Consider the following 23,980-nt stretch of genomic DNA (forward strand, 5'->3'; position numbering starts at 1 on the left):
CTCCGGGCGGCGCTCGCGTTCCTACGGGCGGGTGCGCGGCGGCTCCAGGTGGGAGAGCCATGTCGTCAGCAGCGTTTCGAGGGAGGCCGCGTCGTCGGCGGGCAGGAGATCCACCAGCCTCCGCTCGTTGTGCATGTGCTCGGTGAAGGCCCGGTCGATGAGGTCCTGCCCCGGGCCGGTGAGGGCGACGATCCGGCCGCGCTGATCGTCGTCCGAACGCCTCCGCGTGACCAGTCCGGCCTTCTCCAGACGATCGATCCGCTTCGTCATCGCGCCGGTGGTGACCATGGTGTGGGCGGCCAGTTCACCGGGCGCCCGCTCGTACGGCTCGCCGGCCCGCCGCAGGGCGCACAGGACGTCGAACTCGCCCTCGCTCAGGCCGTACCGGCCGTACACGAGACGCAGTTCCTCACCGAGCCGGTCCGCCAGACGGTGCAGGCGGCCGATCACCCCTTGGGGCGTGACGTCGAGCTCGGGGCGCTCGCGCCGCCACTCGTCCTGGATGCGGGCTACACGGTCCTTCGGCTGCTGGTCGTCCATGCCTCCCATATTAGCTTCCCAGGAAGCTATATTGCCTTCCATGGAAGCCAATATGCGCTGGGTGGCACTCACCGCTGTCGCTCCGGTGGCCTGGGGAGCCAACTACTACGTGACGCGCGCCTGCCTGCCGGCGGACAGCCCGCTGTACGGCGCCGCCCTGCGCGCGCTGCCCGCGGGTCTCGTCCTCCTCGCCCTGTGCAGGACGAGGCCCCGCGGCGTGTGGTGGTGGCGCTCCGCCGTCCTCGGCCTGATCAACGTGAGCGTGTTCTTCACCCTCGTCTACGCCGCGTCCCAACTGCTGCCCGCGAGCGTCGCCTCGACCGTCATGGCCGCCTCTCCCCTGACCATGATGTTCCTCGCCTGGCCCCTGCTGGCCGAGCGGCCGCGGGGCGCGCATCTGACCGGCGCCGTGATCGGGCTCGGCGGCGTGTGCCTGATGCTGCTCACCGGGGCGGTGGCGGCGAGCGTGCCGGGCATGCTCGCCTCGGCGGCGGCCGTGCTCGTGTCCTCCTTCGGACATCTGCTGACGAAGCGCTGGAGCGTCGGCACCGACATGATCGCCACGACCTCCTGGCAGCTCGTGGCCGGCGGCCTGTTCCTGCTGCCCTGCGCCGCTGTCGCGGAGGGCGCGCCGCCCGCGCTCTCCCCCTCCGCGCTCCTCGCCTTCGCCTTCGTGTCCCTGGTGGCCACGGCGCTCGCGTTCACCGCCTGGTTCGCCGGCCTGCGCCGGCTGCCCGCGGGGACCGTGGGACTGATCGGGCTGCTCAATCCCGTCACGGGCGTGCTCTGCGGCGTCCTGATCGCCGGGGAGGAACTGACGGGTCGTCAACTGCTGGGCCTCGCACTGGTTCTGACGGGCGTGATCCTCGGCAGGCCCGCACGCGCGCCTCGCGGGGAGCACCCCGATCCCGTGGCGGAACCCTCGCGCGAACCGGCCGCGTCTCAGGTCAGCTCGTCCGCGAGCAGGTCCATCAGGAGTCCGTCCTCCCAGACGCCCGTCCGGTGGTTGCGCCAGTAGGCCCGCATGACGCCGACGGGCTTGAAGCCGACCCTGCCGTAGCAGCGGATCGCCGTGGCGTTGGCCGCGGCGGGGTCGATGGTCAGCCGGTGATGGCCCTTCTCCTCCACCAGCCACCGGGCCAGCGTGCGCACCGTGTCGGCGCCGAGCCCCTCCCCGTGGCGCTTCGCCGTCAGGAAGATGTCGATGCCCGCCCGACGGAACTCGGGGTCGCTCTCCTCGGCGTACTGGACGAGGCCGATGACCTTCCCCTGGTGCACGACCGCCAGCGCATCCTCGTAGTCGTCCGGCGGCGACCACCACGCGGCGACCTCCGGTTCCCGGACGATCCTGTCCAGGATCTCCGGGTCGCCGTCGGCGACCGGGCGCAGCACGACCTTGTTCCCACGCAACTCCATGGACCCATTCTCCCTCGCAACCCGGACCAACCGGGGCCCGCCGCACGCCAGATGAGCCCGGTCACCACCGCCGATGCCTCTGCGTCACCCTGTGGCCAGTGCCATAATCACGGGGACCTCAACGGCCTCACCGGAGCCGCACGGTTTCCGGTGAACCGGTCCGCGATCCGATCCACGCTGGAGCCAGGCATGACGGCACATTCCTCCCCGAGCCGTATCGACACGAGCAGACCCCATCCGGCCCGCGTCTACGACTGGCTGCTGGGCGGGAAGGACAACTACCCCGTCGACCAGGAAGTGGCGCAGAAGCTGCCGCCGCAGGCGCGGGAGAACGCCATGCGGAACCGCGCCTTCATGCACCGGGCCGCCGCCTGGCTGGCCGGATCCGGCGTCGACCAGTACCTCGACATCGGCACGGGCATCCCGACCAAGCCCAATCTGCACCAGATCGTGCAGGGCATCGTGCCGTCGGCCCGCGTCGCCTACGTCGACAACGACCCGATCGTGCTGCGGCACGCGGAGGCGCTGCTGGTCAGCAGTCCGGAGGGGGCGACGGACTACATCGAGGCGGACGTCCGCCGGCCCGAGGCGATCCTCGACCACGCACGGACGTTCCTGGACTTCAGCCGCCCCATCGCGCTGTCGATGATCGCGTTGATGCACTTCATCACCGACGAGGAGGATCCCTACGGCCTCGCGCGGACCCTCGTCGACGCGCTGCCGCCGGGCAGCTACCTCGTCCTGTCCCACGGCACCACCGATGAGCACCCGCACCTCGTCAAGTCGGTGCAGTCCACGTACAAGAAGGGCGAGATTCCGCTGCGGATGCGGACGAAGGCCGAGGTGGAGCCGTTCTTCGAGGGTCTGGAGATGGTGGACCCCGGGCTGGTCACGGCCACGTACTGGTACAAGGACACGCCCGCGCCCACCCCGGAGCTGAGCGGCTTCTACGTCGGCGTGGCCCGCGTCTCCTGACTCCTCGCACGGCGTCCCGGCCGGCCGGGGCGCCGTGTCCGCGGCCCCGGCCCGTGCCAGCATGGGCGGCATCCCCTCCCCTGGTACCGGCAGAAAGAGGCTGCGATGGACGAGCGTGAACTGACCCACCTGCGCCGCTGTGTGGAACTGGCCGCCGAGGCGCTGGAGGCCGGTGACGAGCCCTTCGGGTCGGTGCTGGTCGACGGCGCGGGCACGGTCCGCGCGGAGGACCGCAACCGGATCGCCGACGGGGACTCCACCCGGCATCCGGAGTTCGAGCTGGCCCGCTGGGCGGCCGGGAACCTCACCCCGCGGGAACGGCAGGACGCCACCGTCTACACCTCGGGCGAGCACTGCCCGATGTGTTCGGCGGCGCACGCCTGGGTCGGTCTCGGCCGGATCGTGTACGTCGCCTCGTCGGCCCAGCTGACCGAGTGGCTCACGGAGTGGGGGCGTCCGCTGCCTCCCGTCCGCGCGCTGTCCGTGCAGGAGATCGCCCCGTCGGTGAAGGTCGAGGGGCCGGTCGACGCGCTGGTGCCCGACGTGAAGGCCCTGCACCGCCGCCTCGCCGACCGGGGCTGAACCCCGGCACGGCGCGGACGGCTCAGGCCAGGCCGAGTTCCCGCTCTCCCAAGGGCGCGAAGTAGCGTTCCACCTGGTCGCACGTGACCTCGGCGAGGGTCGCGGGGCGCCAGTGCGGGTCGCGGTCCTTGTCGATGATCTGGGCGCGGATGCCCTCCGGCAGGTCGTGCGTGCCGAGGGCCGCGCAGGACGCCCGGAACTCCTGGTCGAGGGCGGCTTCCAGCGAGTCGAGGCGGGCCGCGCGGCGCAGCGACGCCAGCGTCGCCTTGACGGCCGAAGGGGACTTGGCCAGCAGCGTCTCGGCGGCTTCCTTGGCCGCGGGTTCGCCGCACGAGAAGAGCCGGTCGACGATCTCCTCGACCGTGTCGGCGCCGTAGCAGGCGTCGATCCACGGCCGTTCCGCGGCGAGCGCGCCCTCGGGGGCCGGACGGGCATGCCGGGCGACCGCGTCGAGCGCCGGTTCCCGGGCGAGGTCGGCGAGCAGCTCCGGCAGCGAGGCCCACGGGACGAAGTGATCGGCGAGTCCGCACAGCACCGCGTCGGCGCCCCCGGCCGGCAGACCGGTCAGGGCGAGATGGGTGCCGAGACCACCCGGCGCGCGGGACAGCAGGAACGTGCCGCCGACATCGGGGACCAGGCCGATGGAGACCTCGGGCATCGCGACCCTCGACCGTTCGGTGACGACGCGGACGGCGCCGTGCGCGGACAGGCCGACGCCGCCGCCCATGACGATGCCGTCCATGAGGGCGACGTAGGGCTTCGGGTAGTGCGCGATACGGGAGTCGAGGCGGTACTCGGCACGCAGGAACGCCTCGGACGCGGTGTGGTCGCCGCTGCGGGCGTCGGCGTGGAAGAGGCGGATGTCGGCGCCGGCGCACAGCCCGCGCTCCCCCGCCCCGTCGAGCACGACGGTCCGGACGGCGGGGTCGTGCTCCCAGGCGTCGAGCGCCGCGGCCACGCCGTCGATCATGGCGGGGGTCAGGGCGTTCAGCGCCTTCGGCCGGTTGAGGGTGATGCGGGCGGCGTGTCCGTCGACGACGGTGAGCACGGGGGCGGCGTCGGGGGTCAACACGAGTCCTTCCGGTGAAGATCACGGCTGGCCCATCTGTATCACCCCCGCGTCGGGCGGCGGCCGGGCGTCCCCTGCTCGCGTCGGCGCGAGGTCACCCGGTGCCGGGCGGCCCGCCGGCGTCGAAGGTCTCCAGCAGGACGTCGACGACCTCGTCCACCCCGGCGTCGGCCAGTTCGTCGAAGGCGCCGGAGTGCCGGGCCAGCAGCACCCCGGAGACCGCCGCGACCAGGATGTCGGCGCGCAGTCCCGGGCGGTCGCGGCCCTCGCGGGTGAAGCGGTCCCGCAGCGGCTCCACCAGGCGGTCGTGCAGGGCCGCCCGGGTGGCCTCCTGTGCCGCGGCGTCGCTCAGCGGTTCGACGGCGACCCGCAGCAGCGGCACCGGGCCGCGCCGCTGCGCCCGCCGGGCCACCTCGCGCAGGCGGGGTTCGGTGAGCAGGTCGTCCGGGCGGTCGTCGCCGTGCTCGGCCCGGAGCACCTCCACGTACAGCAGCGGCTTGCTGCCGAAGTAGCGGGCGATCAGGGACGGGTCGACGCCTGCCCGTTCGCCGATCTCGCGGATGGTGGTCCGGTCGTAGCCCCGCTCGGAGAAGAGCGCGGTGGCCGCCGTCAGCAGGGCCTCCCGGCTGCGGGCGGAGTTGCGCGGCGTGCTCATGGGCGGGCCTGCGCGGACGGCGCCGGGTCGGCCGCCACGGCGGGTGCCGCCTGGACCGCGGCGACGACGGACGGGCGCGGCCGGGGGCCACCGCGGGTGAGGGCGACGGCGATGACGCCGGTGATCGCGAAGGCGGCGCAGCCGACGAGGCCCGCGGTGCGGTAGCCGTCGTTGGCCGGCAGGCTCGCGCCGGGTGCGGTGGCCGCTTGCAGGATGACGGCGCTCAGGGCGCTGCCGGTCGAGTATCCGATGTACTTCACGACCTGATTGAAACTCATCGCGCTGCCCGTTTCGCTCGCGGGCACTCCGGCGACGATCAGGCCGGGGGTGACCGCGAAGGTGACGCCGACGCCGAGTCCGGCCAGCGCCATCATGGTGCCGATGCCCCACAGGCTGGAGCGGGCGAGGAGGAAGCAGACGAGGGAGCCGAGCGAGAGCAGGCAGCCGAGCGGGAGCATCCGGCCGGGGGTGGCCGCGCTGCCGAGCATCCGGACCAGACGCCCAGTGAGGAGGCTCGCGGCCGAGAACGGCACGAGGAGCAGCCCGGTGACGACGATGGAGGCGGAGAAGCCGTATCCCGCGGAGGTCGGGGTCTGCACGTAGCGGGTGACCAGGGCGATGAGGAGGTACGTGCCGACTCCGCCGACCATCGTGGTCAGGTTGGCGACGAGCACGCCGCGGTCCTTCACGAGGCGGACCCGCACCAGGGGGTGGGTGCTGCGCAGCGAGTGGGCGATCCAGCCGCCCAGCAGGACGACGGCCGCGCCGGCCAGCGCGAGCAGCCCCGCCGAGGTCCAGCCCCAGCGTTCCCCTTCGGCGAGCGTCAGCAGCAGGGCCGCCATGCCGCCGGTGAGCAGCAGCGCGCCGGGGACGTCCATCGGGACGCTGGGGCGGTGCGGGGCGCGGGGCACGACGATCAGCGCGGCGGTCAGGGCCGCGGCGGCGGTGGCGGCCGCGAACCAGAAGCCCGCGTACATGCCCAGGTACTCGGCGAACATGCCGGTGATCGGATAGCCGAGTCCGATCCCCGCGGCGGTGGTCAGGGAGAGGGTCGCCACCGCGGAGCGGGCCCGGGTGTCGGGCAGCGCGTCCCGGGCGGTGGCGATGGCGAGCGGGACCAGTCCCATGCCCACGCCCTGCAGGGCCCGGCCCACCAGCAGGCAGGCGAACCCGGCGGGAAGGGCGGCGAGGACGCTGCCGACGAGGACGAAGCCGAGCCCGCCGAGGATGACCCGCTTGCGGTGCGGGCCGTCGCCGAGGCGTCCCATCACCGGCGTCGCCACGGCGCCGACGAGCATCGTCACCGTGAGCGCCCACTGCGCGGTGGACACGGACACGTGGTCCTCGGCGGCGATGGTCGGGATCAGCGGGGCGCCGAGGCTGCTGACGACGGCCACGAGCATGCCGAGGGAGACGAGGACGGGCACCAGGGCCCGCGGGTGGCGGAGCGCGGGTGCCGCCGTGTCGGGGGTGGACACGGACGCCGGTATGGAGGGCTGCAAGGAGGCTTCCCATTCTTGTCATCAATCGATGTCATTGCATGATGACATGGCGGCGGCGCCGCCCTCGCCGGTCACCGCCGTGATCCCTGCCTCAGTGCCCGCGCGGCGCGGCTATCCGGCGTCGTAGACGTCCTTGACCTTGACCTCGGTGACGCCGCGGCCCTCGGGGAAGACCGTGCGCCAGTCGCCGATGACATGGAGTTCGTCGGTGCCCATCGCGCGGACGACGGTGAGGCCCTCGTCGTGGGCCTTGAGGGCCTTCATCCACAGGTTGGCGAAGGCCTGCGAGCGGATGAGGTGCATCCAGTCCGGGCGGTACAGCTCCCGGTTGTAGTTCGACTCCCCCATCGTGGAGACGAACTTGGAGTACATCGCCTTCACGTACTCCAGGGTCACCTCGTCGCCCTCGGCGATGGCCGTGTCCCGGGCGTCCTTCAGCGCGATGCGGAACTTCTCCAGGAGACCTTCCGTGGCTCCGGAGGTGAACGACTCGTGGATCTCGGGCGGTTCGCACAGCCCGTACTTCGGCCCAGAGAGCCTCTGGAGCAGCCGCAGGGTCGGCTCGGTGACCCACAGCGGGCCGGGCTCGTCGCGCTGCCCGATCGGGTTCGGCAGCACGTCGTCGTGGCCCCAGTGCGGCGGCGTGATCAGGTGGATGCCGGCACGGCGACGGTCGTGGCCGAAGCCGGTGGAGTGCTCCAGCTGCCCCAGCGGAAGATGGGTCTTCAGGGCGGAGAGGTACGCGCCGTTGATGTCGAGGGCGGTCACCTCGTGCTCGCCCGGCGGCAGTTCGGGCCGGGTCCACTTGGGTCGGGCCTCCCACACCTGGTCGGCGCCGCGCGAGGTCTGCTTCTTCAGTACGTCCGGCATCCAGGGATGTGCGATCACGTCGTAGCGGCCGCCCTTGCGGGTGGCGTCCAGCAGCGCCATCGCGTCCGGGATCGCCTTCTTCACCAGCGCTTCCGTCGCCGCCGCGACATCGCCGCCGTGGTCGGCGAGTGCCGCACGGACGGCGGCGCCGATCAGAGCGGCCGGTTCGTCTCCGGAGCGGGGCGCCCGCCGGGCGTGCGGCCCGGTGCCGCGGGCTGCCGGGGGACGAGGGCCGGCCTTCAGCGGTGTCCCGGGTGCGGGGCTCCCGCAGTCGGCGGGGTCGAGGTGCTGGGGGAAACCGGCGACGCGCCGACCGGCCGGCTCCCCGCACAGCACGCAGGGTTCCGGCGCCGCCAGTGTCTCGACGTCGTCGTCCGCGGGGGCGGACCCGGCCGGGGGAAGCGGTTCCCCGTCGCTCGGGCCTGGCTCCTCGGGCGCCGCACCCGTCGGCTCGTCGGCCGAGGTGAGCTTGGTGGCCAGCCCCTCCAGCAGATACGCGTACCGCGTGCGCGTCTCCCCCGCCGGGTCGCGTCCCGCCTCCCAGGCGGCCACCGTCGACGCGCTCACCCCGAGCGCGCGGGCCACCTGCACCTTCGAAAGGCTTGCCTGTTCGCGCAGTTCACGCCGTACTCGCGGCTCGGGAAGGTCCGCCTCGGGGGTGACGGACGCGAGGAGCGAGTCGATCGCGTCGAAGTCCTTCACTCGTCGCCCTCCTTTCCGCCCGCCCGCTTGGCCCGGCGCCGCTCGGCGAGCGCCGGGGTGACGATCTCCTTCACCCGCTGCTCGCCCCAGCCGGTGATCTGTGCGGCGCGCCCGATCCGTCCGTGGACCGGCCTGCCCGTGACCGGGTCCCTGGCCAGGAAGGCGCGCAGCGCGGCGGCGACACGGTCCTCCGTGGCCCTCAACGCCTCGACCGCCCTGGCGAGTTCCTGTTCCGCATCCACATTCGTCACCATTTGATCATGGCATTCTCCGTGACGGGATTCAATTTCATGACGGTGCCGGATTTCACGAGCCGGGAGGAACGGACCGCTTGGGTCCCGCCGGTACGGGGTACCAGGGGTCCATGATCACCGACACCTCCACACCCTCCGGCGGCTACACCCGGCCGGACATCGACGTACCGGCTCTCACCCGGGTGCTCGACGGCGAGTACGCCGAGATCCGCGAGCTGGTGCGGACGAACCTCGTGAAGCACGCCTCCGTCCTCGAAGAGGCCGAGGAACTCGACTTCGAGGCCTTCCGGGAGCGGGTGCGCGAGCTCGCCGTCGCGCTGGCGGCGACGGGGCAGACGGGCATGGGCTTTCCGAAGGAGTACGGGGGTGGCGGTGACATCGGCGCGTCGATCGCCGCGTTCGAGACCCTCGCGTTCGGAGATCTGTCGCTGCTGGTGAAGGTGGGGGTGCAGTTCGGCCTGTTCGGAGGCGCGATCCTGCACCTCGGTACCGAGCGCCACCACCGTGCCCTCCTGCCGGATCTGATCACCGGCAAGCTGCTGGGCTGCTTCGCGATGACCGAGACCGGGCACGGCTCGAACGTCCAGGCGCTCGGCACGGTGGCGACCTACGACGCGGAGAGCCAGGAGTTCGTCATCACCACGCGGGGCGAGGCCGCCCGCAAGGACTACATCGGGAACGCCGCCCGCCACGCGGAACTGGCCGTCGTCTTCGCGCAGCTCGACGTGGGCGGCCGGGCCGAGGGCGTGCACGCCTTCGTCGTGCCGGTCCGGGTCGACGGCGCACCGGCTCCCGGGGTCCGCATCGAGGACGACGGCCGCAAGATGGGGCTCAACGGCGTCGACAACGGCCGGATCAGCTTCGACGGCGTGCGGGTGCCGCGGGAGGCGCTGCTCAACCGGTTCGCCGACGTCACCCCGGAGGGCGTCTACGAGAGCCCCATCGAGAACCCGGGCCGCCGTTTCTTCACCATGCTCGGCACGCTGGTCCAGGGCCGGGTCAGCGTCGGCGGCGGCGCGATCAACGCGGCGAAGGTGGCTTTGGCGATCGCCACGAAGTACGCCGTGCGCCGCCGTCAGTTCGACGCGGCCCCGGACACCGAGGAACAGCTGCTCCTCGACTACGGGATGCACCAGCGTCGTCTGCTCCCGCTGATCGCCCGCACCTATGCCCTGCACTTCGCCCAGGACGTGGTCCGCACCCAGCTCCACGAGGTCTTCTCGGGAGAGACGGACGACGAGCAGGCGCGGCGCGAGCTGGAGTCGCGGGCCGCCGGGACGAAGGCGCTCGGCACCTGGCACGCCACGCGCACGATCCAGGAGTGCCGCGAGGCGTGCGGCGGCGCCGGCTATCTCGCCGTCAACCGGTTCGCCGCCCTCAAGGCCGACAGCGACGTCTTCACCACGTTCGAGGGCGACAACCACGTGCTCCTCCAGCTCGTGGCCAAGGGGCTCCTCACCAACTACGCGCACGAGTTCGAGGACATGGACCAGCTCGGCATGGTGCGGTTCGTCACCGGCCAGGCCGTCGAGACGGTCATCGAGAAGACCTCGGTGCACAAGCTCCTGGAGCGCGTCCGCGACCTGCTGCCCGGCGGTGACGAGTGGGACCAGGAGGCCGGTCTGCTCGACTCGGAGTACCAGCTCGCCATGGTCCGCTTCCGTGAGGAGCACATGCTCGCCGGTCTGGCCCGCCGCCTCAAGCGCGGGATGGAGCAGGAGCGCGAGCCGGGCGCCGTCTTCTCCCATGTCCAGGACCACGTCATCGCGGTGGCGCGCGCCCACGTCGAGCGGCTGGTCCTGGAGGCGTTCGTCGAGCGGCTGCGCACTCTGCCCGACGACGACAACAAGGTCGCGCTCGGGCTGCTGTGCGACCTCTTCGCGCTGTCCACGATCGAGGCCGACCGCGCGTGGTTCATGGAGCACGGCCGGCTCACCGTCCAGCGCTCCAAGGCGATCAGTCGTGAGATCAACGGCCTCTGCCGCAAGGTCAGGCCGCTCGCCGTCGACCTCGTCGACGCCTGGGGCATCCCGCAGGAGATGCTGCGCTCGCCCGACCTGGTGGCCTGATCCCGGCGGCGGAGCGCTCGGCTCCGCCTCTTCCTCCTGTGGCTGAGGTGACACCGGGCCGCTTCCGGGTACACGGGTCCCCGATCCGCACGGGATCTTCACAGGAGGGGACCAGACATGCGAAGACTCATCGGCTTATGGCGGCGCGTCGCGACCGGGGTCGGGCTCACCCTGCTGCTGGCCGCGGCGGTCGCCACCGTGCCCACTCCCGCGGCCGCCGCGAGCGCGGGCACCGCGCCGGTCACGTCCTTCAGCTACACCAGCAGCCCCGGCGACTTCATCGGCCAGGGCCGCAGCGGCACGTTCACCGCTCCGCAGGACGGCATCTCCGCCCTCAACCCCGTCGAGGTCGATCCGGGCCTCATCCGGGTCTTCGTCTCCGACGGCGACACCGACTGGATGATCGAGTTCGCGGGTGCCCAGGGCGAGTTGCTGACCCCCGGGGTCTACCGCGACGCCGAACGCGCCGCCTTCCGCACCGGACGCTCGCCGGGCCTCGCGGTCACCGGCAACGGGCACGGCTGCAACGAGGTGTACGGCGATTTCACGGTGCACCAGGTCGCGCACGACGCGGACGGCCAGGTGACCCTGCTGGACGCCACCTTCACCCAGCACTGCGAGACCGCGGACGCCCCGCCGCTCAAGGGCCGCGTCAAGTACCGCGCGCAGCCCCTCTCGTACGGCTACACCAGTGATCCCGGCGACCACGTGGGCAACGGCACCACGGGCTCGTACACGGGGGCGACGAGCACGTTCGGCGTGCGCGGGACGGACCGGACCATCGAGTACACCGCCTCGGGGAAGCGGGCCACCTGGTCGGTGCGACTGGAGCCGCCGGAGGGCGAGAAGTTCGTCGTCGGCAAGGTCTACCGGGCCGAACGGTTCAGGGGGCAGGGGATCGCGGCCCTGGACGTCGACGGCCTGAAGCGCGGCTGCAACACCCTCACCGGGGAGTTCAGGCTGACCCGGCTGGTCACCGACCGCGCCACCGGCGAGGTGACCGCGTTCGCGGCGACGTTCGTGCAGCACTGCGAGGACGCGGAACCTGCGCTGCGCGGAACCGTGCACTACTTCGCCTGAGGTGAGCGGGTGCGGGTATGGGCGTCACGGGCACCGTTCTCGTCCTCCCCCGCACCCGTTCCGTCCGCTCAGACCAGTCCGGTGACCGTCACCGTGACGTGGGCCGGGGCGGCCTGCTCCGGAAGGGCCGCCGCGAGGTGCTCCTCGGCCGCGCGGCGGGCGGCGCGGGCGACGTCCACGGTGCGGGCCCGTCCGCGCGCGACGAGCTGGATCTCGACGTGCCAGGGTCCGGTGCCGTCGGCGGGCCCGGTCAGCCGTACGCCTGCCGATGACGGAACCGGATCCGCGGGCTCCGGGCGGGACAGCGCGGTGCGCAGCCGGCCGGCGAGGCCGGGCTTGAGGAAGGCGACGTCGGGCAGGTCCGCCACGGCCCGGGCGATGCCCTCGGAGAGAGTGCCGGGCACGGTGAGCCGGGTCATCGTCCGCCGCCTTCCTGATCGTCGGTGCTGTCGGTGAGGTCGGTGAGGTCGGTGACACGGATGTCCACCGACGCGATCTCCATGCCGAGCCGCCGGTCCGCCGCGTCCCGTACCCGGGCACGGACGTCCTCCGCGAGGTCCGGGAGGTGGGCGTCGGCCGGTGCGTGGATCTCCAGGCGGACCTCGACACGGTCGGCGCCCGCACCGTCGGCGGGCCGCAGCCGGCAGGAGCCGGCCTGGACGCCGGCCACCGACTCGGCCGCCTCCCGCAGGGTCCGGGCCGCCACCGCCTCCATGACCCACAGGTCCTCGTCCGGCCCGCCGAGCGGCAGCGGGCGACCGGGACGCAGTTCGAGGCGGACGACGTCCATGACCCGCCGGGTCAGCGTCGACGCGTCGTACCCGGCGTCCACGGGCTCCTCGCGCAGCTCCCGGACCGCGCTCTCCAGCCGGTCGAGGTCACCCACGGCCTCCTGGCAATGGGGGCAGGTGCGCAGGTGGGGATCGTCGGACTGCTCCTCCCACGACTCCCAGACCCAGGACAGCGGCCGGCCGCAGGCGAGCCGCTCGTCGTCCGCCAGGTCGTCGTGCGGGTTGGGCGGTTCTGTGTGAGCGGTCATCGCCAGGCCCCCATCGCTTGTGTCAGACAGCGTCGTGCACGGAAGACGCGGGCGCGGACAGCCTCCTGGCTGATACCGACCGCGTCCGCGATGAATTCGTAGGACCGGCCGTCCAGTTCGCGCAACACCCAGCAGGCGCGCTGTTCGGCCGACAGCTGGTCGAGGGCCCGGCTCAGTTCGCGTACCGCGTCGCGTCCCTCGGCGATCCGGGCCGGTGACACCGCATGCTCGGGCGCGGCCACCTCCCCCGCCGACTCCAGGGGTGCGGCGGGCCGGCGGCCGCGCAGGACGTTGAGGCAGCGGTTGGTGACGATGCGGTACGTCCAGGTGCCGAAGGATGCCTGGCCCTGGAACTCGGGCAACCGCCGCCAGGCGCTGATGAGGGCGTCCTGCACGGCGTCCTCGGCCTCCGTACGGGTACCGAGCAGGCGGGTCGCGAGCCGGATCAGCGCAGGGGCGTGACGTTGCACGAGGGCCGCGAAGGCGTCCTCGTCCCCTTCGGCGGCTCGGGCCACCAGAAGGGTGTCGTCCCTCGCGCCCCTGCCGTCCGGCAGTGCGGTGTCGATGCGGGCGCCCGCCACTGGGCGGCTCCTCTCGTTTCGTCCTGCTGGTTGGACACACCCGGGCGGCGTTCTGTTACGCGGCATTTTCGGGCAGGTCGGCGCCGGTCGCCGGTTCCGTCCGGCGCGGCGGAGAAAGATTCTTCGCTCCGCCGCGTCACAGATGCGGCGGAGGCGGGTCTATCGGAGCAAGCGCAACCGAACAGCCAGTGATCCGTGACAGGAAGAAGGCCACATCATGACCACCAGCACGCAGACCGCGCCGGCCGCCAAGGACGTCCCGGCGGTGCGCACGGGGCCGTCGGTGCGCACCACGGCGGTCTCCGGCGGAGCCACCGGAGCCGACCAGCCCGCCGCGGACCGCGGCAGGACCTCCATCGCGGATGTCGTCGTGGTGAAGGTGGCCGGCATCGCGGCACGGGAGATCCCCGGGGTCCACGACATGGGCGGGGGTCTGTCGCGCACCATCGGCGCGGTGCGCGACCGGGTGCCGGGCGGCCGTCCGAACGTGGGCCGCGGGGTGAAGGTCGAGGTCGGCGAGCGGCAGACCGCCATCGATCTGGACCTCGTCGTGGAGTACGGCGTCCCGATCACGGACGTGGCGCGCGACGTGCGCGAGAACGTCATCTCCGCGGTCGAGCGCGTCACCGGCCTGGAGGTCGTCGAGGTGAACGTGACGATCAACGACGTCCACCTGCCCGAGGACGACTCCGAGGCCCCGGCCGTGGACTCCCGCGTGGAGTGACCGGTCCGCGTGCACAGCAGTCGGCGACCGGTGACCGGCGCGTGAGAACGCCGGGCGAGAGGGGATGGAAGTGGCAGTGAACAGGGCGTTCGCCGGGATGGCCGCCGGCATGGCACTGGCCTTCGCGGGGTACTTCGGGGGCTTCGGGGCGTTCCTGCTCGTGGCCGCGCTCGGCGGTCTGGGAGCCGCGGCGGGCCACTGGTCCGACGGCGGCGGCCGCCTCCAGGACCTGCGTGACGCCTACGAGCGGAGCCGTCGATGACCACGGCCGCCGGGCGGGGCACGACGGTCGTGTCCGAGCGGGCGGTGCGCAAGATCGCCGAGCGGGCCGCCGTCGAGGCGGTACCGGCGGGCGCCCGTCGCGGAGAGGACACGGCGAAGGGGTCGGCGACCGTGCGCGGGCGACGTGCGGACGTCGCGCTGGAGGTCGCCCTCCCCTGCCAGGCGTCCCTGTCCGACACGGTCCGCCGGGTGCAGTCCCATGTCGCGGACCGCACCCGGGAGCTGACGGGACTGCATGTCGACGCCCCGCGCGTCGGGGTCACCGCGCTGCTCCCCGCGCGGCCCGGATGGAGCGCCCCGCTGCCCGACGCGCAGCTGTCCGGCGGGCGGACGCCGCTGCGGTGGTGGTCGCCGCGCAGGCTGCCGACGGGCCTGTGCACACTGGCCCTCACCGCGCTCTGCGGCGCCCTCGCGCTCGATCTCGTCCTGGTGCACCTCGCCCACCGTCCCGCCGCGCCGTGGCGCACGGAGTCCGTGCACTGGCTGACGGGGCACGGCTCCGCCGATCCGGCCGTGCGCATGGGGGCCGTTCTGCTCGCCGTGCTCGGTATCGGAATGATCTTCCTGGCGCTCGCACCGGGCCGTCGGGGGCTGCTCACCGTGTCGTCGTCCGATCCACGGGTGCGGGCGGCCGTGGACCGGGCGGCGGTCGCGCTGCTGGTGCGCGACGCGGTGAGCGATGTGCCCGGCATCGGGCCGGTGCGGGTCCGGGTGCGGCGTCGGCGTGCCGCGGTCCGGGCCCGGCTCGCCTTCGGCCCGCGGGACACGGCGCGGGACGCGGTGCGGGAGGCGGCACGCGCGGTGCTGGACGGATGTGACCTGAGGCGCCCGCTGAAGCTCCGGGTCCGGGTCCGCCCGGACGAGTCCTGGGAACCCGCCGGTACGGAGCGGCTCCCGGCGCCGGACACACGTGTCGAAGGAGAGGTCAGCTGATGCCCCGTAGCCGTACGATCCTCAACCGGCTCGTGCTCGCCGTGCTCGGCGCGGTGCTGCTCGCGGCGGCCGTCCGGCTGTCGGCGGGCGGGGCGACATGGGCCCCCGATCTGCCGGGACGGTGGCACCTTCCCGGTCCGCACACCCCGGTCGTGCCGGCCGGCCGGCTCGCCACGCTGCGCGAGCAGGGCTGGTGGACGCCGACCCTCATGGCGGTGTCGATCGTCGCGACGCTGCTCCTCGCCTGCGTGAGCCTGCGCCAGCTGGGCAGCGGATTCCGCCGTCTGGTGCCGCTGCCCGCGCCGCACAGCGGTCTGCGGACCCGGGCGCTGGAGGACGCACTCGTCCGCGGGGCGACGGCCGTCGACGGGGTCGCGGGGTGCCGGGCCCGTATCCGGGTGCGGCGACAGCGGTTGGATGTCGTCCTGCGGGTACGACTTCGGGAGGACACCTCTCCGCACACCGTGCTGCCTGCCCTGACCGGCCTCGCGCACGACACGGAGACCGTGCTCAGCCCGTACCGTTTCCGGACCCACATCCGGTTCACCAGCCGCTCTCACCGAAGGCCTCATGTCCGCTGAACCCCACGCCTCCGCCGGCCGCCCGCGCTCGTTCACAGCGAGATGGCGGGCCGCCCGCATTCCCCCGGAGTGGCGCGCCGCTCTGCGGCGCACACCCCTCTCGATGTGGCGCGACGACGTGTCGGACTACGCGGCCGCCCTCACCTACTACGCGATCCTCGCCGTGCTGCCCTCGCTGCTGGTCACCGCCATCGGGTTCAGCCTGATCAGTCCGGGCACGGCGGAGGCCTTCGTCGCCCATGTCACCGCCTACGCGCCGGCGGAGTCGGGCACACAGCTCCACGACGTGCTGTCCCGGACCCTGCGGGGCGGCACGGCCGCGTGGACCCTGCTGATCGCCGGCCTGGTGAGCGGCCTGTGGTCCGCGTCCAGCTACCTCGCGGTGTTCCGCCGCGCGCTGCACCGCATGCACCGGGTGGCGGACCACCGCTCGCCCTGGCACAAGGCCCACCGCATCCTGATCACCGCGCTGGCACTGCTCGGCCTGCTGGTGCTGAGCTCCCTCGTGCTGCTGCTGACCGGGCCCGTCGCCGAGAGTCTCGGCCGCACCCTCGGGTTCGGCACCGAGGCCGCCTGGGCATGGAGTCTGCTGCGCTGGCCCATGCTGCTGGGGGTGGTCGCCCTGCTGGTCGTCATCGTCTTCCACACCGGCCCGGTCGCGGCCCGGGTGCGCGGCCACAGCATTCCCGGCGGCATTCTGGCGTCGGCCCTGTGGCTCGTCGTCTCCGCCGGGTTCGCCCTGTACGCGTCCGTGCTGAGCACGTACAGCAGGCTCTACGGGTCCCTCGCCGGTGCCGTGGTCTTCCTGATCTGGCTGTGGCTGTCGAATCTGGCACTGCTCGCCGGTGCGCAGTTCACGGCCGAGCTCACCGCGCAGGAGCGGCGGACCGACGGCTGACCCGCGCCGGGCCGGGGCGCGCGGGGCAAGCTGCATGCGAACTGCCTGTTGCCGCGCGGCGCCGTCCGGTGGGATGGGATCCACGACGAGAGGGCTCCCCGTGTGCGGTCGGGAGTTTTCGGTGTCCTGGAACAGGGAGCGCCCATGAACACCCGGATCGACACCTTGTCCGCAGCGGGGCCTGAGTTCGGCCGCCGCACCCGGCAGCCCGTCGGCGCACCGGGCCACGCCCCGGCGGGGCCGGGCCGGCTCATCGGCCGCGAGACGCATCTGGCGCGACTGCGGTCGTTCGTGCGGGAGGCCTCTTCGGGCGGGGCGGCCAGAGTGATCCGCGGCGCGGCGGGGTCGGGCAAGTCGGAGCTGCTGGAGGCGGGCGTCGCCCTGGGGGCGGCCGCGGGGATGTCCGTCCTGCGCTGCGCGGGTGTGCGGGGCAGCACCCCGTCGGATCTGTCGGGCTTGCTGCAGATGCTGTGGCCCCTGCTCGGGGACGCGCGTCTGCCGTCGGACAGCGGACACCTGGGGGCGCTCGAGGAACTGCTGGTCGACGGTGCGCCCGGTCGGCGGGACCGGGCCCGGCTGCCGTTCACCGTGCTGAGGGTCCTGGAGTCGGTCGGCGTCGCGCGGCCGCTGCTGATCGCGGTCGACGACTGGGACGCGCTGGACTCCCCCAGCGCCGACGTGCTCACGTTCATCGCCCGCCGCGTCGACCGGCATCCCCTGGGGCTGCTGATGACGTCCCGTGCGCATCCCGCGGGCCCCCTGCTTCCGACGGGTCTCCCGGAGCTGTCCCTCGATCCCATGACCCCGGCCGAGTCCGCCGCGCTGCTCGCGGCGCGGCGGCCCGGGCACGATCCGCAGGCGGTGCGCGACCTGATGGCGCGGGCCGCCGGGAACCCGTTGGCGCTCCTCGAACTCCCCGCCCGCTCCGAGGACCCGTTCCCCCATCTGCCCGCCTCCTCCGACCGGCTGGCGGCAGCGCTGGCCCCGGGAGCGGCGCGGCTTCCGTCGGCGACGCGCGATCTGCTCCTGGTGGCGGCGCTGCATCCGACGGCGGACATCCCCCTGCTGCTGTCGGCGGCGTCCCGGATGCGGGGCGGCGACCCGCTCGGCTTCTCCGTCGTGGCGCCCGCCGAGCGGCAGGGCCTCGTCGTCTTCGACGGCACACGCCTTGAGTTCACCCATCCCGCGGTGGCCGGCGCCGTCGCGCACGGCACGGGCCGAGCGCACTGCCGTCGCGCGCACGCGGCGCTCGCCGCGGAACTCACCCGGGACTCGGTGCGGCAGCTGTGGCACCTGTCCCAGTCCGTGGAGGACCTCGATCCACGACTCGCCGCCCGCCTGGAGGACGCCCACCGCTCCGCCCTGCGGCAGAACGAACCGGCGATGGCGCTGCGCCTGCTGCGGCGCGCGGCCGCTCTGTACAGCGCGCCGGAGGACCAGGGGCGCTGCCTGCTGCGGGCCGCCCAGTTGGCCCAGGGCGCCGGGTGGACACGCACGTCCCGGACGCTGGCACGCCGCGCGCTCGACCATCCGCTCGGACCGCTCGGCTCCCTGTACGCCGAGACGCTGACACGGCTCGACGGCGACGGCCCGACGGTGGACCCCGACGACTGGCCGCGGCCGGTGGGGGCGGACGAGACGGACAGCGCCCTGGAACTCGCCCACCTCGTCGCGCCGCACCTCACCGACGACCGGGAGCGGGCGGACGCGCTCCTCGGCTACCTGGACGCTCTGCCGTCGGACGTCGCCCGCGATCCGCGTCTGCTGCACGCCATGGCGAGCGCGGCGCCGGTCCGGCGGGCCGCCACGGTCCTCGCACGGCTGACATCCCGGGACTCTGACATCGTTGCCATTCGTGATCTCGAACGGCTGGGAGAGGCGGCGCTGCGCGCCGGCGCACCGCTCGAGGCGCTGGATCTGCACCGGCAGGCCGAGCGGCTGTGTCTGTTCCACGGCCTGTCCGACCGGCTGCCCGCCACCGTGCTCTGGCAGGGGCTCGCGCACCTGGTGACGGGTGACTGGGAGCAGGCCGAGACGGCGTTCCGCAGGTCGCGCGAGGAGGCGGAGCGGAACGCGCTGAGCGACGACGCGGCCGGGGCGGAGATCCTCGAACGCCTGACGCGTGCGCTGCGTACGGGCACGGTGGCGGAGCCGGTCGACGCCGGCGCCCTCGCCGCGGGCCGGCGGCCGGTGAGCGCGCTGGACGAGATCGTCGCCGTCGGCACCGGATGGGCACAGGTCGAGAGCGGTGACGTGGCCGCCGGTCACGCCACTCTCTCGCGCCTCCTCGCCGATCCCGCACGCTGCACCCCGGCCCTGTTCGCTCTCGTGGTGTTCGCGGAGGCGGCGGCCGCGGTGAACGCGGCCGGGACGGCCCGCACCCGCCTGCTCGCGCTGGAACGGGACCTGGGGCCGGAACGGGCCCCGCTCGTCGCGGTCGAACTGGCCGTCGCGCAGGCGATCCTGGCGGACGACGAGAGCGCGGCGGCCCTGTACGAGCGGGCCTTCCGCATGGATCTGGCGCACCGGCCGTTCCTCGAGGCGTCGTTGCGGCTGGCGCACGGGCGGTGGCTGCGGCGCCGGCACGAGTTCACCGACTCCCGCGTGACGTTGCGTCAGGCGGCGGCCACGTTCGCCATGATGGGGGCGGAGGCCCGGGTCTCGCGCATCACCGAGGAGCTACGGGCGTCGGGGCAGCGGACGGACTCCGCCACGGCGGGCGGCGCGCGCCCCGCCCCGGCGGCCGGGCTGCTCAGCGCGCAGGAGCTGCGGATCGCCCGGCTCGCGGGGCGGGGTCTGTCCAACCGGCAGATCGGCCAGGAGCTGGGACTCTCCCCGCGCACGATCGGCGCCTACCTCTACCGGATCTTTCCCCGGCTCGGTGTGACGGCGCGGTCCCAGTTGTCGGGAGTGCTGCGGTCGGCCGAGGAGCACGCCGAGGCGTGAACCCGTACGCGCGCGGAGGCCGCCAGTGTGCGGTAGGTGGACGGAGGAACGGAACCGGTTGCCACTTGGTCAGTGCAGGTCTGTTCGCTGCGCGAGCTGGGCGCGGGAGCTGACACCCAGTTTGGGGAAGATCTGGTAGAGGTGTGAGGCCACGGTGCGGGCGGACAGGTGGAGTTGTTCGCCGATGGCGCGGTTGGTCAGGCCGTCGGCGGCCAGGCGGGCGATGGTGAGCTGTTGTGGGGAGAGGGCCGCGGCCGGGCTGTCCTGGCCGGGCGGCGTGTCGGTGCGGCCGGCGGCGCGCAGTTCCGAGGCGGCGAGGTCGGCGCGGGAGGTGGCGCCGAGGGACCTGAAGAGGGACTCGGCGACGGTGAGGGGTGCGCGGGACTCGACGACGCGGCGGCGGCGCCTGAGCCACACCCCGTGGTTCAGGCGGGTCATGGCGTGCAGGAGCGGCCAGCGGGCGATGTCGCCGTCGAGGGCCGCGCGGTGGCGGGCTTCCGCCTCCTCGTCCGGGGCGAGGGCCGCGTCGGCGTAGGCGAGGATCTGCCGGAGCAGCGGTGCCCGTCCGCCGCCGGTGCGGTCGGCGATCTCCTTGACGACGGTTCTGGCGTCCTCGGTCTCGCCCGCGGGCAGGGCGGCTTCGACGAAGAAGGCCAGGCCCCAGAACTGCTGGAACGAGTACGGCGTGGTCAGCCGGGTGAACGAGGACCGCAGTTGGGTGTAGGCGTCGGCGTAGCGTCCCGATCCGGACGCGGTCAGTACGCGGGTGAGGGTGGCGAGGTTGAGGTGCTGGCCCTGTGCGAGGTGCCGGGAGGCTCCCTCGATGGCGGCCGCGTGTTCCAGTGCCTGGTCGTGGTGGCCCTGGAGCGCTTCGATGAGGCCGAGGGCGCCGGTGGCACGGGCCGCGTAGTTGTCGAGGCGCAGCCGGACGGCGACGGTGCGGGCCTCCTCGGCCATGTCGTGCGCGGTCCGCCACTGCGTGCCGAGCCAGATCTCGCCGAGGGCGCGGGCACCGAGGATGTGCGGGAGCCGTCCGTGGCGTCCGGTGGCCCGGGCGGCTCGTTCGGCGGCTTCGAGGAGTTCACCGGCACGTTCGAGGTCGCCGGTGAGGTGGGCGACCTGGCCGAGGATGAGCTGTTCGTCTGGGGTGGGCGGTTCCGATACGCGCAGGGGTGTGTGGCTGATCGAGAGCGGGTCGGTGAGGGCCAGGGCGGCGAGTTCGCGTGGCTGCCAGGGCGGGGTGCGCAGTTCCTTCAAGGTGGCGACGACCAGGTCGCGTTCGGGGGTGGCGGCCTGTTCCCACCAGCAGCGGCCGGCGGCCGCGTGCAGGAGTTTCCGGGCGAGTGCCGGATGACCGGCGGCCACCGAGCGCGCGGCGGCGCAGAGTTGGCCGATCCGTTCGGCGCCGACCGGGGGGTTTCCGGGCAGGAGGTCGTGGAGCCACAGGAGCATGGCCCGGCCGAGGTCGCCGAGTTCGGCGGGGTCGATCCCGCGGGCGTACTGCCGGGCCTGTTCACCGAGGCCGTAGTGGCAGGCCAGTTCGGCGGCGCGCAGCAGTCGGCCCGCCCGGTGCTCGGGGTCCGGGGAGAGCCGTGCCGCGGTCTCCAGCACGGCGAGCGCGACCAGCAGGGTGGTGTCCGGCCAGGGGCCCTCGGCCAGCGACTCGACGCGCCGGGCGAGTTCCTCGTCGGTGCCGGTCGCGCACTGGGCCGCGTGCCAGGCGGCGCGGGTGGGGTCGGCGATGCTCCGGCCGAGTGCCGCGTGCGCGGTCATGCGGCGGGTGGCGGGCTCACGGTGGAGGGCGGCGACACGGAGCAGGGGCTGCGTGAAGCGCAGGTGGGGTTGTGCCTCGGGTGCGCCCAGTTGTCCGACTGAATCCGCGGGCCCCACGGACTCTCCGGGCTGTACCAACTCCAGCGGCTCCACAACGATGAGGCCGCGCGCCACGGCCTCGTCGAGACCCGCTCGCGCGTGTTCCGCGCCGCCCAGCTGACGGGCGCTCGCGTCGAGGATCTCCGGGACGAGAGGGGAGGTGCTCAGTGCCGCGGTGAGGAGTACGGCGTTGCCCCGGGCGGACAGGGTGCGCAGGTCGTCGGCGAAGGCCTCGGCCAGACACGGGGTCGCCGGGAGCATGCCGAACCCGGCCGCTTCCCGCAGGCCGGTGCCGCTGAGGGACAGTTCGGTGAGGGCGAGGGCGTTGCCCCCGGCCACGGCGAGGATGAGCTCTTCCTCCGTGTGGGCCTGGGCGCGGCCCCGGCGGCAGACCAGGTCACGGGCCTCGCGGGCGGAGAGCGGGGACAGGGCGACGGTGAGGGCGTCCTCGGGGAGGCGGTCGGCGGACGCGGCGCGTTCGGTGACGAGGATGCCGGCCCGGGTGCCGTGGCACAGGTGGATCATCGCCCGGAGGGTGTCCCGGCTTGCGGGGTCGAGGCGGTCGAGGTCGTCGACACAGACGAGGACGGGCCCCGGGGCGCGGGAGATGAGCCGGAGCGCGGCGCGGGCCAGGACGGCCGGTTCCGGTTCGCCGTGAACCTCCCCGAACGCCGAGGCCAGCGCGGCCCGTTCGGGGCCCGGCAACTCTCCTAGGTGGGGCAGCAACGGGTGGAGCAGACCGTGCAGGGCGGCATGGGCGAGGTCCTGCTCGGCCGGGGCCCAGGTCACCGACAGGACGCGTGTGCCGCGCTGCGCGGCGGCCCGCATGGCGAACCGGACGAGAGCGGTCTTGCCGGAACCCGGTCCGCCGGTGAGACGCAGGACCCGGCCGCCGCCGGGCAGGGCGTCCAGCATCTCCTCCACCAGACGGCGCTCGTGCGCGCGGCCGATCAGCGTGCTGTCGTCGGACTGCCCGTGCGCACTCATGGCGTCCTCCCCTGCCCCGGCGCTCCCCCACGGAGCCACAAGCGTGTCATCAGGTGTGCTGAAGAATGTGATGTGTCAGGTGTCTTCGACAGGTGTGACACACGGCGGTCCGACGGCTCTCGGATCCGCTCGGATCCTACCAGTGAGGTGTGCACACCTCAGGTCACCTGTCGGCCGCCTTCTCGTGGACGGCCGTCGCGTACAGAGCGCGGATGCTGACGTCGGGCCCGTGCTCCAGCCGTCGGAAGACCCACGTGACCGGGTGGCACCGGCGCGGTCCGGGCAGCTCCACGACGAGCGGTACCGGGTGGCGGCCGGCGGGTGCGTGACGCCAGGCGCCGCCCGCGTGCCGGACCAGGATCTCGCCGACGTAGCAGCCGAATTCGGCGAGGGACTCGGCCATCTCGTCGCAGGTCGCTCCGTCGCTGCGGAAGCTGTCGACGATGTCCTCGACGAGTTCGATGCTGCCGGGACTGTAGTCCAGCTCGGCGCCGCTGATGTCCAGGGCCGCCTCGACGACGGCCGCCGCATGCCGAGGTGCGCTGTCGGGTTCCAGCGGATACTTCAGATGCAGGTGCATGTGTGTCCTCGGACCGTTTCCGTCGATGCCGTCGGGCCTGTCGCGGTTCTCGGGCCGGGCGGGCGGCTGGGCAAGTGTGCGGGCTCCACCATGCCGACCCGGAAGGCCGGAAGTACAGCCCCACCGTTTACTTCACCGGTCAATTCGAGAACCTGCCCGGGCGGGGCACAGACATGCAGTCGATCGACTCATGCCGTCCGCCGTCCGTTCTGGGACAGTCCGGTGTGCGCGTGACACCTGGACGAAGAGGACACACATGGCTCGCCCCCGCGGATTCGACACCGGCCTGGCAGTGGAGCGGGCGACGGGTCTCTTCCGCCGGCAGGGGTTCCACGCCACATCCATGCCACAGCTGACAACCCGCCTGCACATCGGAAGCGGCAGTCTCTACGCCGCCTTCGCCTCCAAGGAAGGGCTCTACGCGCGCGCTCTCGACCAATACTGTGCCGACCTGGTCCGGCACTTCGCGGAGCGTTTGAAGGCGGACGACGACATCCGCGTCACCGTGCGGGAGTTGCTGCTCGCGCTGGCGGCGTCGGACCTCGCGGACCCGGAACTGGGCTGTCTGCTGGTCAACGCCGCCACGGAACGCGCGGGGCACGCGGTCACCGTGGAGCGGGTACGGGCGGCCTTGGCCGCCGTGGAACACCTGCTCGCCGACGCGCTGCGGCGCGCACGGGCGCGGGGCGAGCTGCGTGCCGCGCACGACCCGGCGGAGCTGGCCCGTTTCCTGACCACGTTCGTACAGGGACTGCATGTGATGGGCAACGCGCGGGCCGGCCGGGTCTTTCTGGAGTCGGCGGTGGCCGGGGCGCTGCGTGCCCTGGACTGAGCGCCGGGCCG

24 protein-coding genes are annotated in these 23,980 nt (G+C 73.2%); 12 read left to right on the plus strand and 12 right to left on the minus strand.

Annotation, left to right across the window (positions count from 1 at the left end; genetic code table 11):
* Window positions 1–21: 21 nt before the first annotated feature.
* Window positions 22–540 carry a MarR family winged helix-turn-helix transcriptional regulator gene (locus ABT127_RS25635; protein WP_351454426.1) on the minus strand — a complete coding sequence of 173 codons (519 nt, stop codon included), beginning with the start codon at window positions 538–540 and terminating at the stop codon, window positions 22–24.
* A gap of 40 nt (window positions 541–580) precedes the next feature.
* Here ABT127_RS25635 and ABT127_RS25640 point away from each other — a divergent pair, with 40 nt between their 5' ends.
* A complete protein-coding gene (locus tag ABT127_RS25640; RefSeq protein WP_351454428.1) occupies window positions 581–1,558 on the plus strand; it encodes a DMT family transporter in 978 nt (325 codons plus the stop codon).
* On the opposite strand, the gene aac(6') is transcribed toward ABT127_RS25640, so the two are convergent.
* Window positions 1,483–1,956, minus strand: a complete 474-nt coding sequence (gene aac(6'), locus ABT127_RS25645; RefSeq protein WP_351454430.1) for an aminoglycoside 6'-N-acetyltransferase — start codon at window positions 1,954–1,956, stop codon at window positions 1,483–1,485. The two genes, ABT127_RS25640 and aac(6'), sit on opposite strands and share 76 nt — an antisense overlap.
* A 189-nt stretch (window positions 1,957–2,145) precedes the next feature.
* On the opposite strand from aac(6'), the gene ABT127_RS25650 reads away from it, so the two are divergent.
* Complete coding sequence (locus ABT127_RS25650; RefSeq protein ID WP_351454433.1) at window positions 2,146–2,931, plus strand: SAM-dependent methyltransferase; 786 nt, start codon at window positions 2,146–2,148, stop codon at window positions 2,929–2,931.
* Between the two features lie 105 nt (window positions 2,932–3,036).
* Window positions 3,037–3,513, plus strand: coding sequence for a nucleoside deaminase (locus ABT127_RS25655; RefSeq protein WP_351454436.1), 477 nt, complete (start codon window positions 3,037–3,039; stop codon window positions 3,511–3,513).
* A 22-nt stretch (window positions 3,514–3,535) separates the two neighbouring features.
* Here the strand turns inward: ABT127_RS25655 and ABT127_RS25660 are convergent, their stop codons facing one another.
* The 5 genes from ABT127_RS25660 to ABT127_RS25680 all read right to left on the minus strand — a co-directional run bounded on the left by ABT127_RS25660 (window position 3,536) and on the right by ABT127_RS25680 (window position 8,565).
* The gene (locus ABT127_RS25660) at window positions 3,536–4,585 is read right to left on the minus strand and encodes an enoyl-CoA hydratase/isomerase family protein (RefSeq protein WP_502971780.1); all 1,050 of its coding nucleotides are present in this window, start codon (window positions 4,583–4,585) and stop codon (window positions 3,536–3,538) included.
* Window positions 4,586–4,676: 91 nt separating this feature from the next.
* A complete protein-coding gene (locus tag ABT127_RS25665) occupies window positions 4,677–5,237 on the minus strand; it encodes a TetR/AcrR family transcriptional regulator (RefSeq protein WP_351454439.1) in 561 nt (186 codons plus the stop codon).
* Entirely contained in the window at window positions 5,234–6,715 is a 1,482-nt protein-coding gene (locus tag ABT127_RS25670) for an MFS transporter (RefSeq protein WP_351454441.1), read from the minus strand. Before ABT127_RS25670 ends, ABT127_RS25665 begins: the two co-directional genes overlap by 4 nt.
* Window positions 6,716–6,850: 135 nt before the next feature.
* Window positions 6,851–8,311: a helix-turn-helix domain-containing protein gene (locus tag ABT127_RS25675; RefSeq protein WP_351454444.1), complete on the minus strand. Its 1,461-nt coding sequence runs from the start codon at window positions 8,309–8,311 to the stop codon at window positions 6,851–6,853.
* Window positions 8,308–8,565, minus strand: coding sequence for a hypothetical protein (locus ABT127_RS25680; RefSeq protein ID WP_351454447.1), 258 nt, complete (start codon window positions 8,563–8,565; stop codon window positions 8,308–8,310). Before ABT127_RS25680 ends, ABT127_RS25675 begins: the two co-directional genes overlap by 4 nt.
* A gap of 110 nt (window positions 8,566–8,675) precedes the next feature.
* Between ABT127_RS25680 and ABT127_RS25685 the strand changes: the two genes are divergently transcribed.
* Window positions 8,676–10,634: an acyl-CoA dehydrogenase family protein gene (locus tag ABT127_RS25685; RefSeq protein WP_351454449.1), complete on the plus strand. Its 1,959-nt coding sequence runs from the start codon at window positions 8,676–8,678 to the stop codon at window positions 10,632–10,634.
* Window positions 10,635–10,751: 117 nt separating this feature from the next.
* Window positions 10,752–11,714, plus strand: a complete 963-nt coding sequence (locus ABT127_RS25690; protein ID WP_351454452.1) for a hypothetical protein — start codon at window positions 10,752–10,754, stop codon at window positions 11,712–11,714.
* 68 nt (window positions 11,715–11,782) lie between these two features.
* Here the strand turns inward: ABT127_RS25690 and ABT127_RS25695 are convergent, their stop codons facing one another.
* Genes ABT127_RS25695 through ABT127_RS25705 form a run of 3 tightly spaced genes read right to left on the minus strand, consistent with a single transcriptional unit; the run spans window position 11,783 to window position 13,334 of the window.
* The gene (locus ABT127_RS25695) at window positions 11,783–12,133 is read right to left on the minus strand and encodes a hypothetical protein (RefSeq protein ID WP_351454455.1); all 351 of its coding nucleotides are present in this window, start codon (window positions 12,131–12,133) and stop codon (window positions 11,783–11,785) included.
* On the minus strand, window positions 12,130–12,753 hold the full coding sequence (locus ABT127_RS25700) for an Asp23/Gls24 family envelope stress response protein (protein ID WP_351454457.1): 624 nt from the start codon (window positions 12,751–12,753) through the stop codon (window positions 12,130–12,132). The genes ABT127_RS25695 and ABT127_RS25700 overlap by 4 nt, the downstream gene beginning before the upstream one ends.
* Window positions 12,750–13,334: an RNA polymerase sigma factor gene (locus ABT127_RS25705; protein WP_351454460.1), complete on the minus strand. Its 585-nt coding sequence runs from the start codon at window positions 13,332–13,334 to the stop codon at window positions 12,750–12,752. The genes ABT127_RS25700 and ABT127_RS25705 overlap by 4 nt, the downstream gene beginning before the upstream one ends.
* A 217-nt stretch (window positions 13,335–13,551) precedes the next feature.
* Between ABT127_RS25705 and ABT127_RS25710 the strand changes: the two genes are divergently transcribed.
* The 6 genes from ABT127_RS25710 (at window position 13,552) to ABT127_RS25735 (ending at window position 19,698) form a co-directional block, all read left to right on the plus strand.
* The gene (locus tag ABT127_RS25710; RefSeq protein ID WP_351454463.1) at window positions 13,552–14,058 is read left to right on the plus strand and encodes an Asp23/Gls24 family envelope stress response protein; all 507 of its coding nucleotides are present in this window, start codon (window positions 13,552–13,554) and stop codon (window positions 14,056–14,058) included.
* Window positions 14,059–14,128: 70 nt separating this feature from the next.
* Window positions 14,129–14,320: a hypothetical protein gene (locus ABT127_RS25715; RefSeq protein ID WP_351454832.1), complete on the plus strand. Its 192-nt coding sequence runs from the start codon at window positions 14,129–14,131 to the stop codon at window positions 14,318–14,320.
* Complete coding sequence (locus tag ABT127_RS25720) at window positions 14,317–15,273, plus strand: DUF6286 domain-containing Asp23/Gls24 family envelope stress response protein (RefSeq protein ID WP_351454466.1); 957 nt, start codon at window positions 14,317–14,319, stop codon at window positions 15,271–15,273. Before ABT127_RS25715 ends, ABT127_RS25720 begins: the two co-directional genes overlap by 4 nt.
* Entirely contained in the window at window positions 15,273–15,854 is a 582-nt protein-coding gene (locus ABT127_RS25725; protein WP_351454469.1) for a hypothetical protein, read from the plus strand. Before ABT127_RS25720 ends, ABT127_RS25725 begins: the two co-directional genes overlap by 1 nt.
* Entirely contained in the window at window positions 15,844–16,752 is a 909-nt protein-coding gene (locus ABT127_RS25730) for a YihY/virulence factor BrkB family protein (protein WP_351454472.1), read from the plus strand. Before ABT127_RS25725 ends, ABT127_RS25730 begins: the two co-directional genes overlap by 11 nt.
* Window positions 16,753–16,896: 144 nt before the next feature.
* Window positions 16,897–19,698, plus strand: a complete 2,802-nt coding sequence (locus ABT127_RS25735; RefSeq protein ID WP_351454475.1) for an AAA family ATPase — start codon at window positions 16,897–16,899, stop codon at window positions 19,696–19,698.
* A gap of 69 nt (window positions 19,699–19,767) precedes the next feature.
* Here ABT127_RS25735 and ABT127_RS25740 read toward each other — a convergent pair whose 3' ends face one another.
* Window positions 19,768–22,557, minus strand: a complete 2,790-nt coding sequence (locus ABT127_RS25740; RefSeq protein ID WP_351454477.1) for a helix-turn-helix transcriptional regulator — start codon at window positions 22,555–22,557, stop codon at window positions 19,768–19,770.
* Between the two features lie 163 nt (window positions 22,558–22,720).
* On the minus strand, window positions 22,721–23,137 hold the full coding sequence (locus tag ABT127_RS25745) for a hypothetical protein (protein ID WP_351454480.1): 417 nt from the start codon (window positions 23,135–23,137) through the stop codon (window positions 22,721–22,723).
* 256 nt (window positions 23,138–23,393) lie between these two features.
* On the opposite strand from ABT127_RS25745, the gene ABT127_RS25750 reads away from it, so the two are divergent.
* Window positions 23,394–23,969, plus strand: coding sequence for a TetR/AcrR family transcriptional regulator (locus ABT127_RS25750; protein WP_351454482.1), 576 nt, complete (start codon window positions 23,394–23,396; stop codon window positions 23,967–23,969).
* Window positions 23,970–23,980: the final 11 nt, after the last annotated feature.

The organism is Streptomyces sp. NPDC001904 (genome assembly GCF_040297005.1).
GTDB lineage: Bacteria > Actinomycetota > Actinomycetes > Streptomycetales > Streptomycetaceae > Streptomyces.

Excerpts from the sequence above, each read along its gene's own strand:
- ABT127_RS25650 (WP_351454433.1), top strand. The coding sequence starts at position 2,146 with ATGACGGCACATTCCTCCCCGAGCCGTATCGACACGAGCAGACCCCAT.
- ABT127_RS25665 (WP_351454439.1), bottom strand. The coding sequence starts at position 5,237 with ATGAGCACGCCGCGCAACTCCGCCCGCAGCCGGGAGGCCCTGCTGACG.
- ABT127_RS25710 (WP_351454463.1), top strand. The coding sequence starts at position 13,552 with ATGACCACCAGCACGCAGACCGCGCCGGCCGCCAAGGACGTCCCGGCG.
- ABT127_RS25680 (WP_351454447.1), bottom strand. The coding sequence starts at position 8,565 with ATGGTGACGAATGTGGATGCGGAACAGGAACTCGCCAGGGCGGTCGAG.
- ABT127_RS25655 (WP_351454436.1), top strand. The coding sequence starts at position 3,037 with ATGGACGAGCGTGAACTGACCCACCTGCGCCGCTGTGTGGAACTGGCC.
- ABT127_RS25635 (WP_351454426.1), bottom strand. The coding sequence starts at position 540 with ATGGACGACCAGCAGCCGAAGGACCGTGTAGCCCGCATCCAGGACGAG.
- ABT127_RS25700 (WP_351454457.1), bottom strand. The coding sequence starts at position 12,753 with ATGACCGCTCACACAGAACCGCCCAACCCGCACGACGACCTGGCGGAC.
- ABT127_RS25740 (WP_351454477.1), bottom strand. The coding sequence starts at position 22,557 with ATGAGTGCGCACGGGCAGTCCGACGACAGCACGCTGATCGGCCGCGCG.
- ABT127_RS25685 (WP_351454449.1), top strand. The coding sequence starts at position 8,676 with ATGATCACCGACACCTCCACACCCTCCGGCGGCTACACCCGGCCGGAC.
- ABT127_RS25640 (WP_351454428.1), top strand. The coding sequence starts at position 581 with ATGGAAGCCAATATGCGCTGGGTGGCACTCACCGCTGTCGCTCCGGTG.
- ABT127_RS25690 (WP_351454452.1), top strand. The coding sequence starts at position 10,752 with ATGCGAAGACTCATCGGCTTATGGCGGCGCGTCGCGACCGGGGTCGGG.
- ABT127_RS25735 (WP_351454475.1), top strand. The coding sequence starts at position 16,897 with ATGAACACCCGGATCGACACCTTGTCCGCAGCGGGGCCTGAGTTCGGC.
- ABT127_RS25695 (WP_351454455.1), bottom strand. The coding sequence starts at position 12,133 with ATGACCCGGCTCACCGTGCCCGGCACTCTCTCCGAGGGCATCGCCCGG.
- ABT127_RS25725 (WP_351454469.1), top strand. The coding sequence starts at position 15,273 with ATGCCCCGTAGCCGTACGATCCTCAACCGGCTCGTGCTCGCCGTGCTC.
- ABT127_RS25750 (WP_351454482.1), top strand. The coding sequence starts at position 23,394 with ATGGCTCGCCCCCGCGGATTCGACACCGGCCTGGCAGTGGAGCGGGCG.
- ABT127_RS25720 (WP_351454466.1), top strand. The coding sequence starts at position 14,317 with ATGACCACGGCCGCCGGGCGGGGCACGACGGTCGTGTCCGAGCGGGCG.
- ABT127_RS25730 (WP_351454472.1), top strand. The coding sequence starts at position 15,844 with ATGTCCGCTGAACCCCACGCCTCCGCCGGCCGCCCGCGCTCGTTCACA.
- ABT127_RS25745 (WP_351454480.1), bottom strand. The coding sequence starts at position 23,137 with ATGCACCTGCATCTGAAGTATCCGCTGGAACCCGACAGCGCACCTCGG.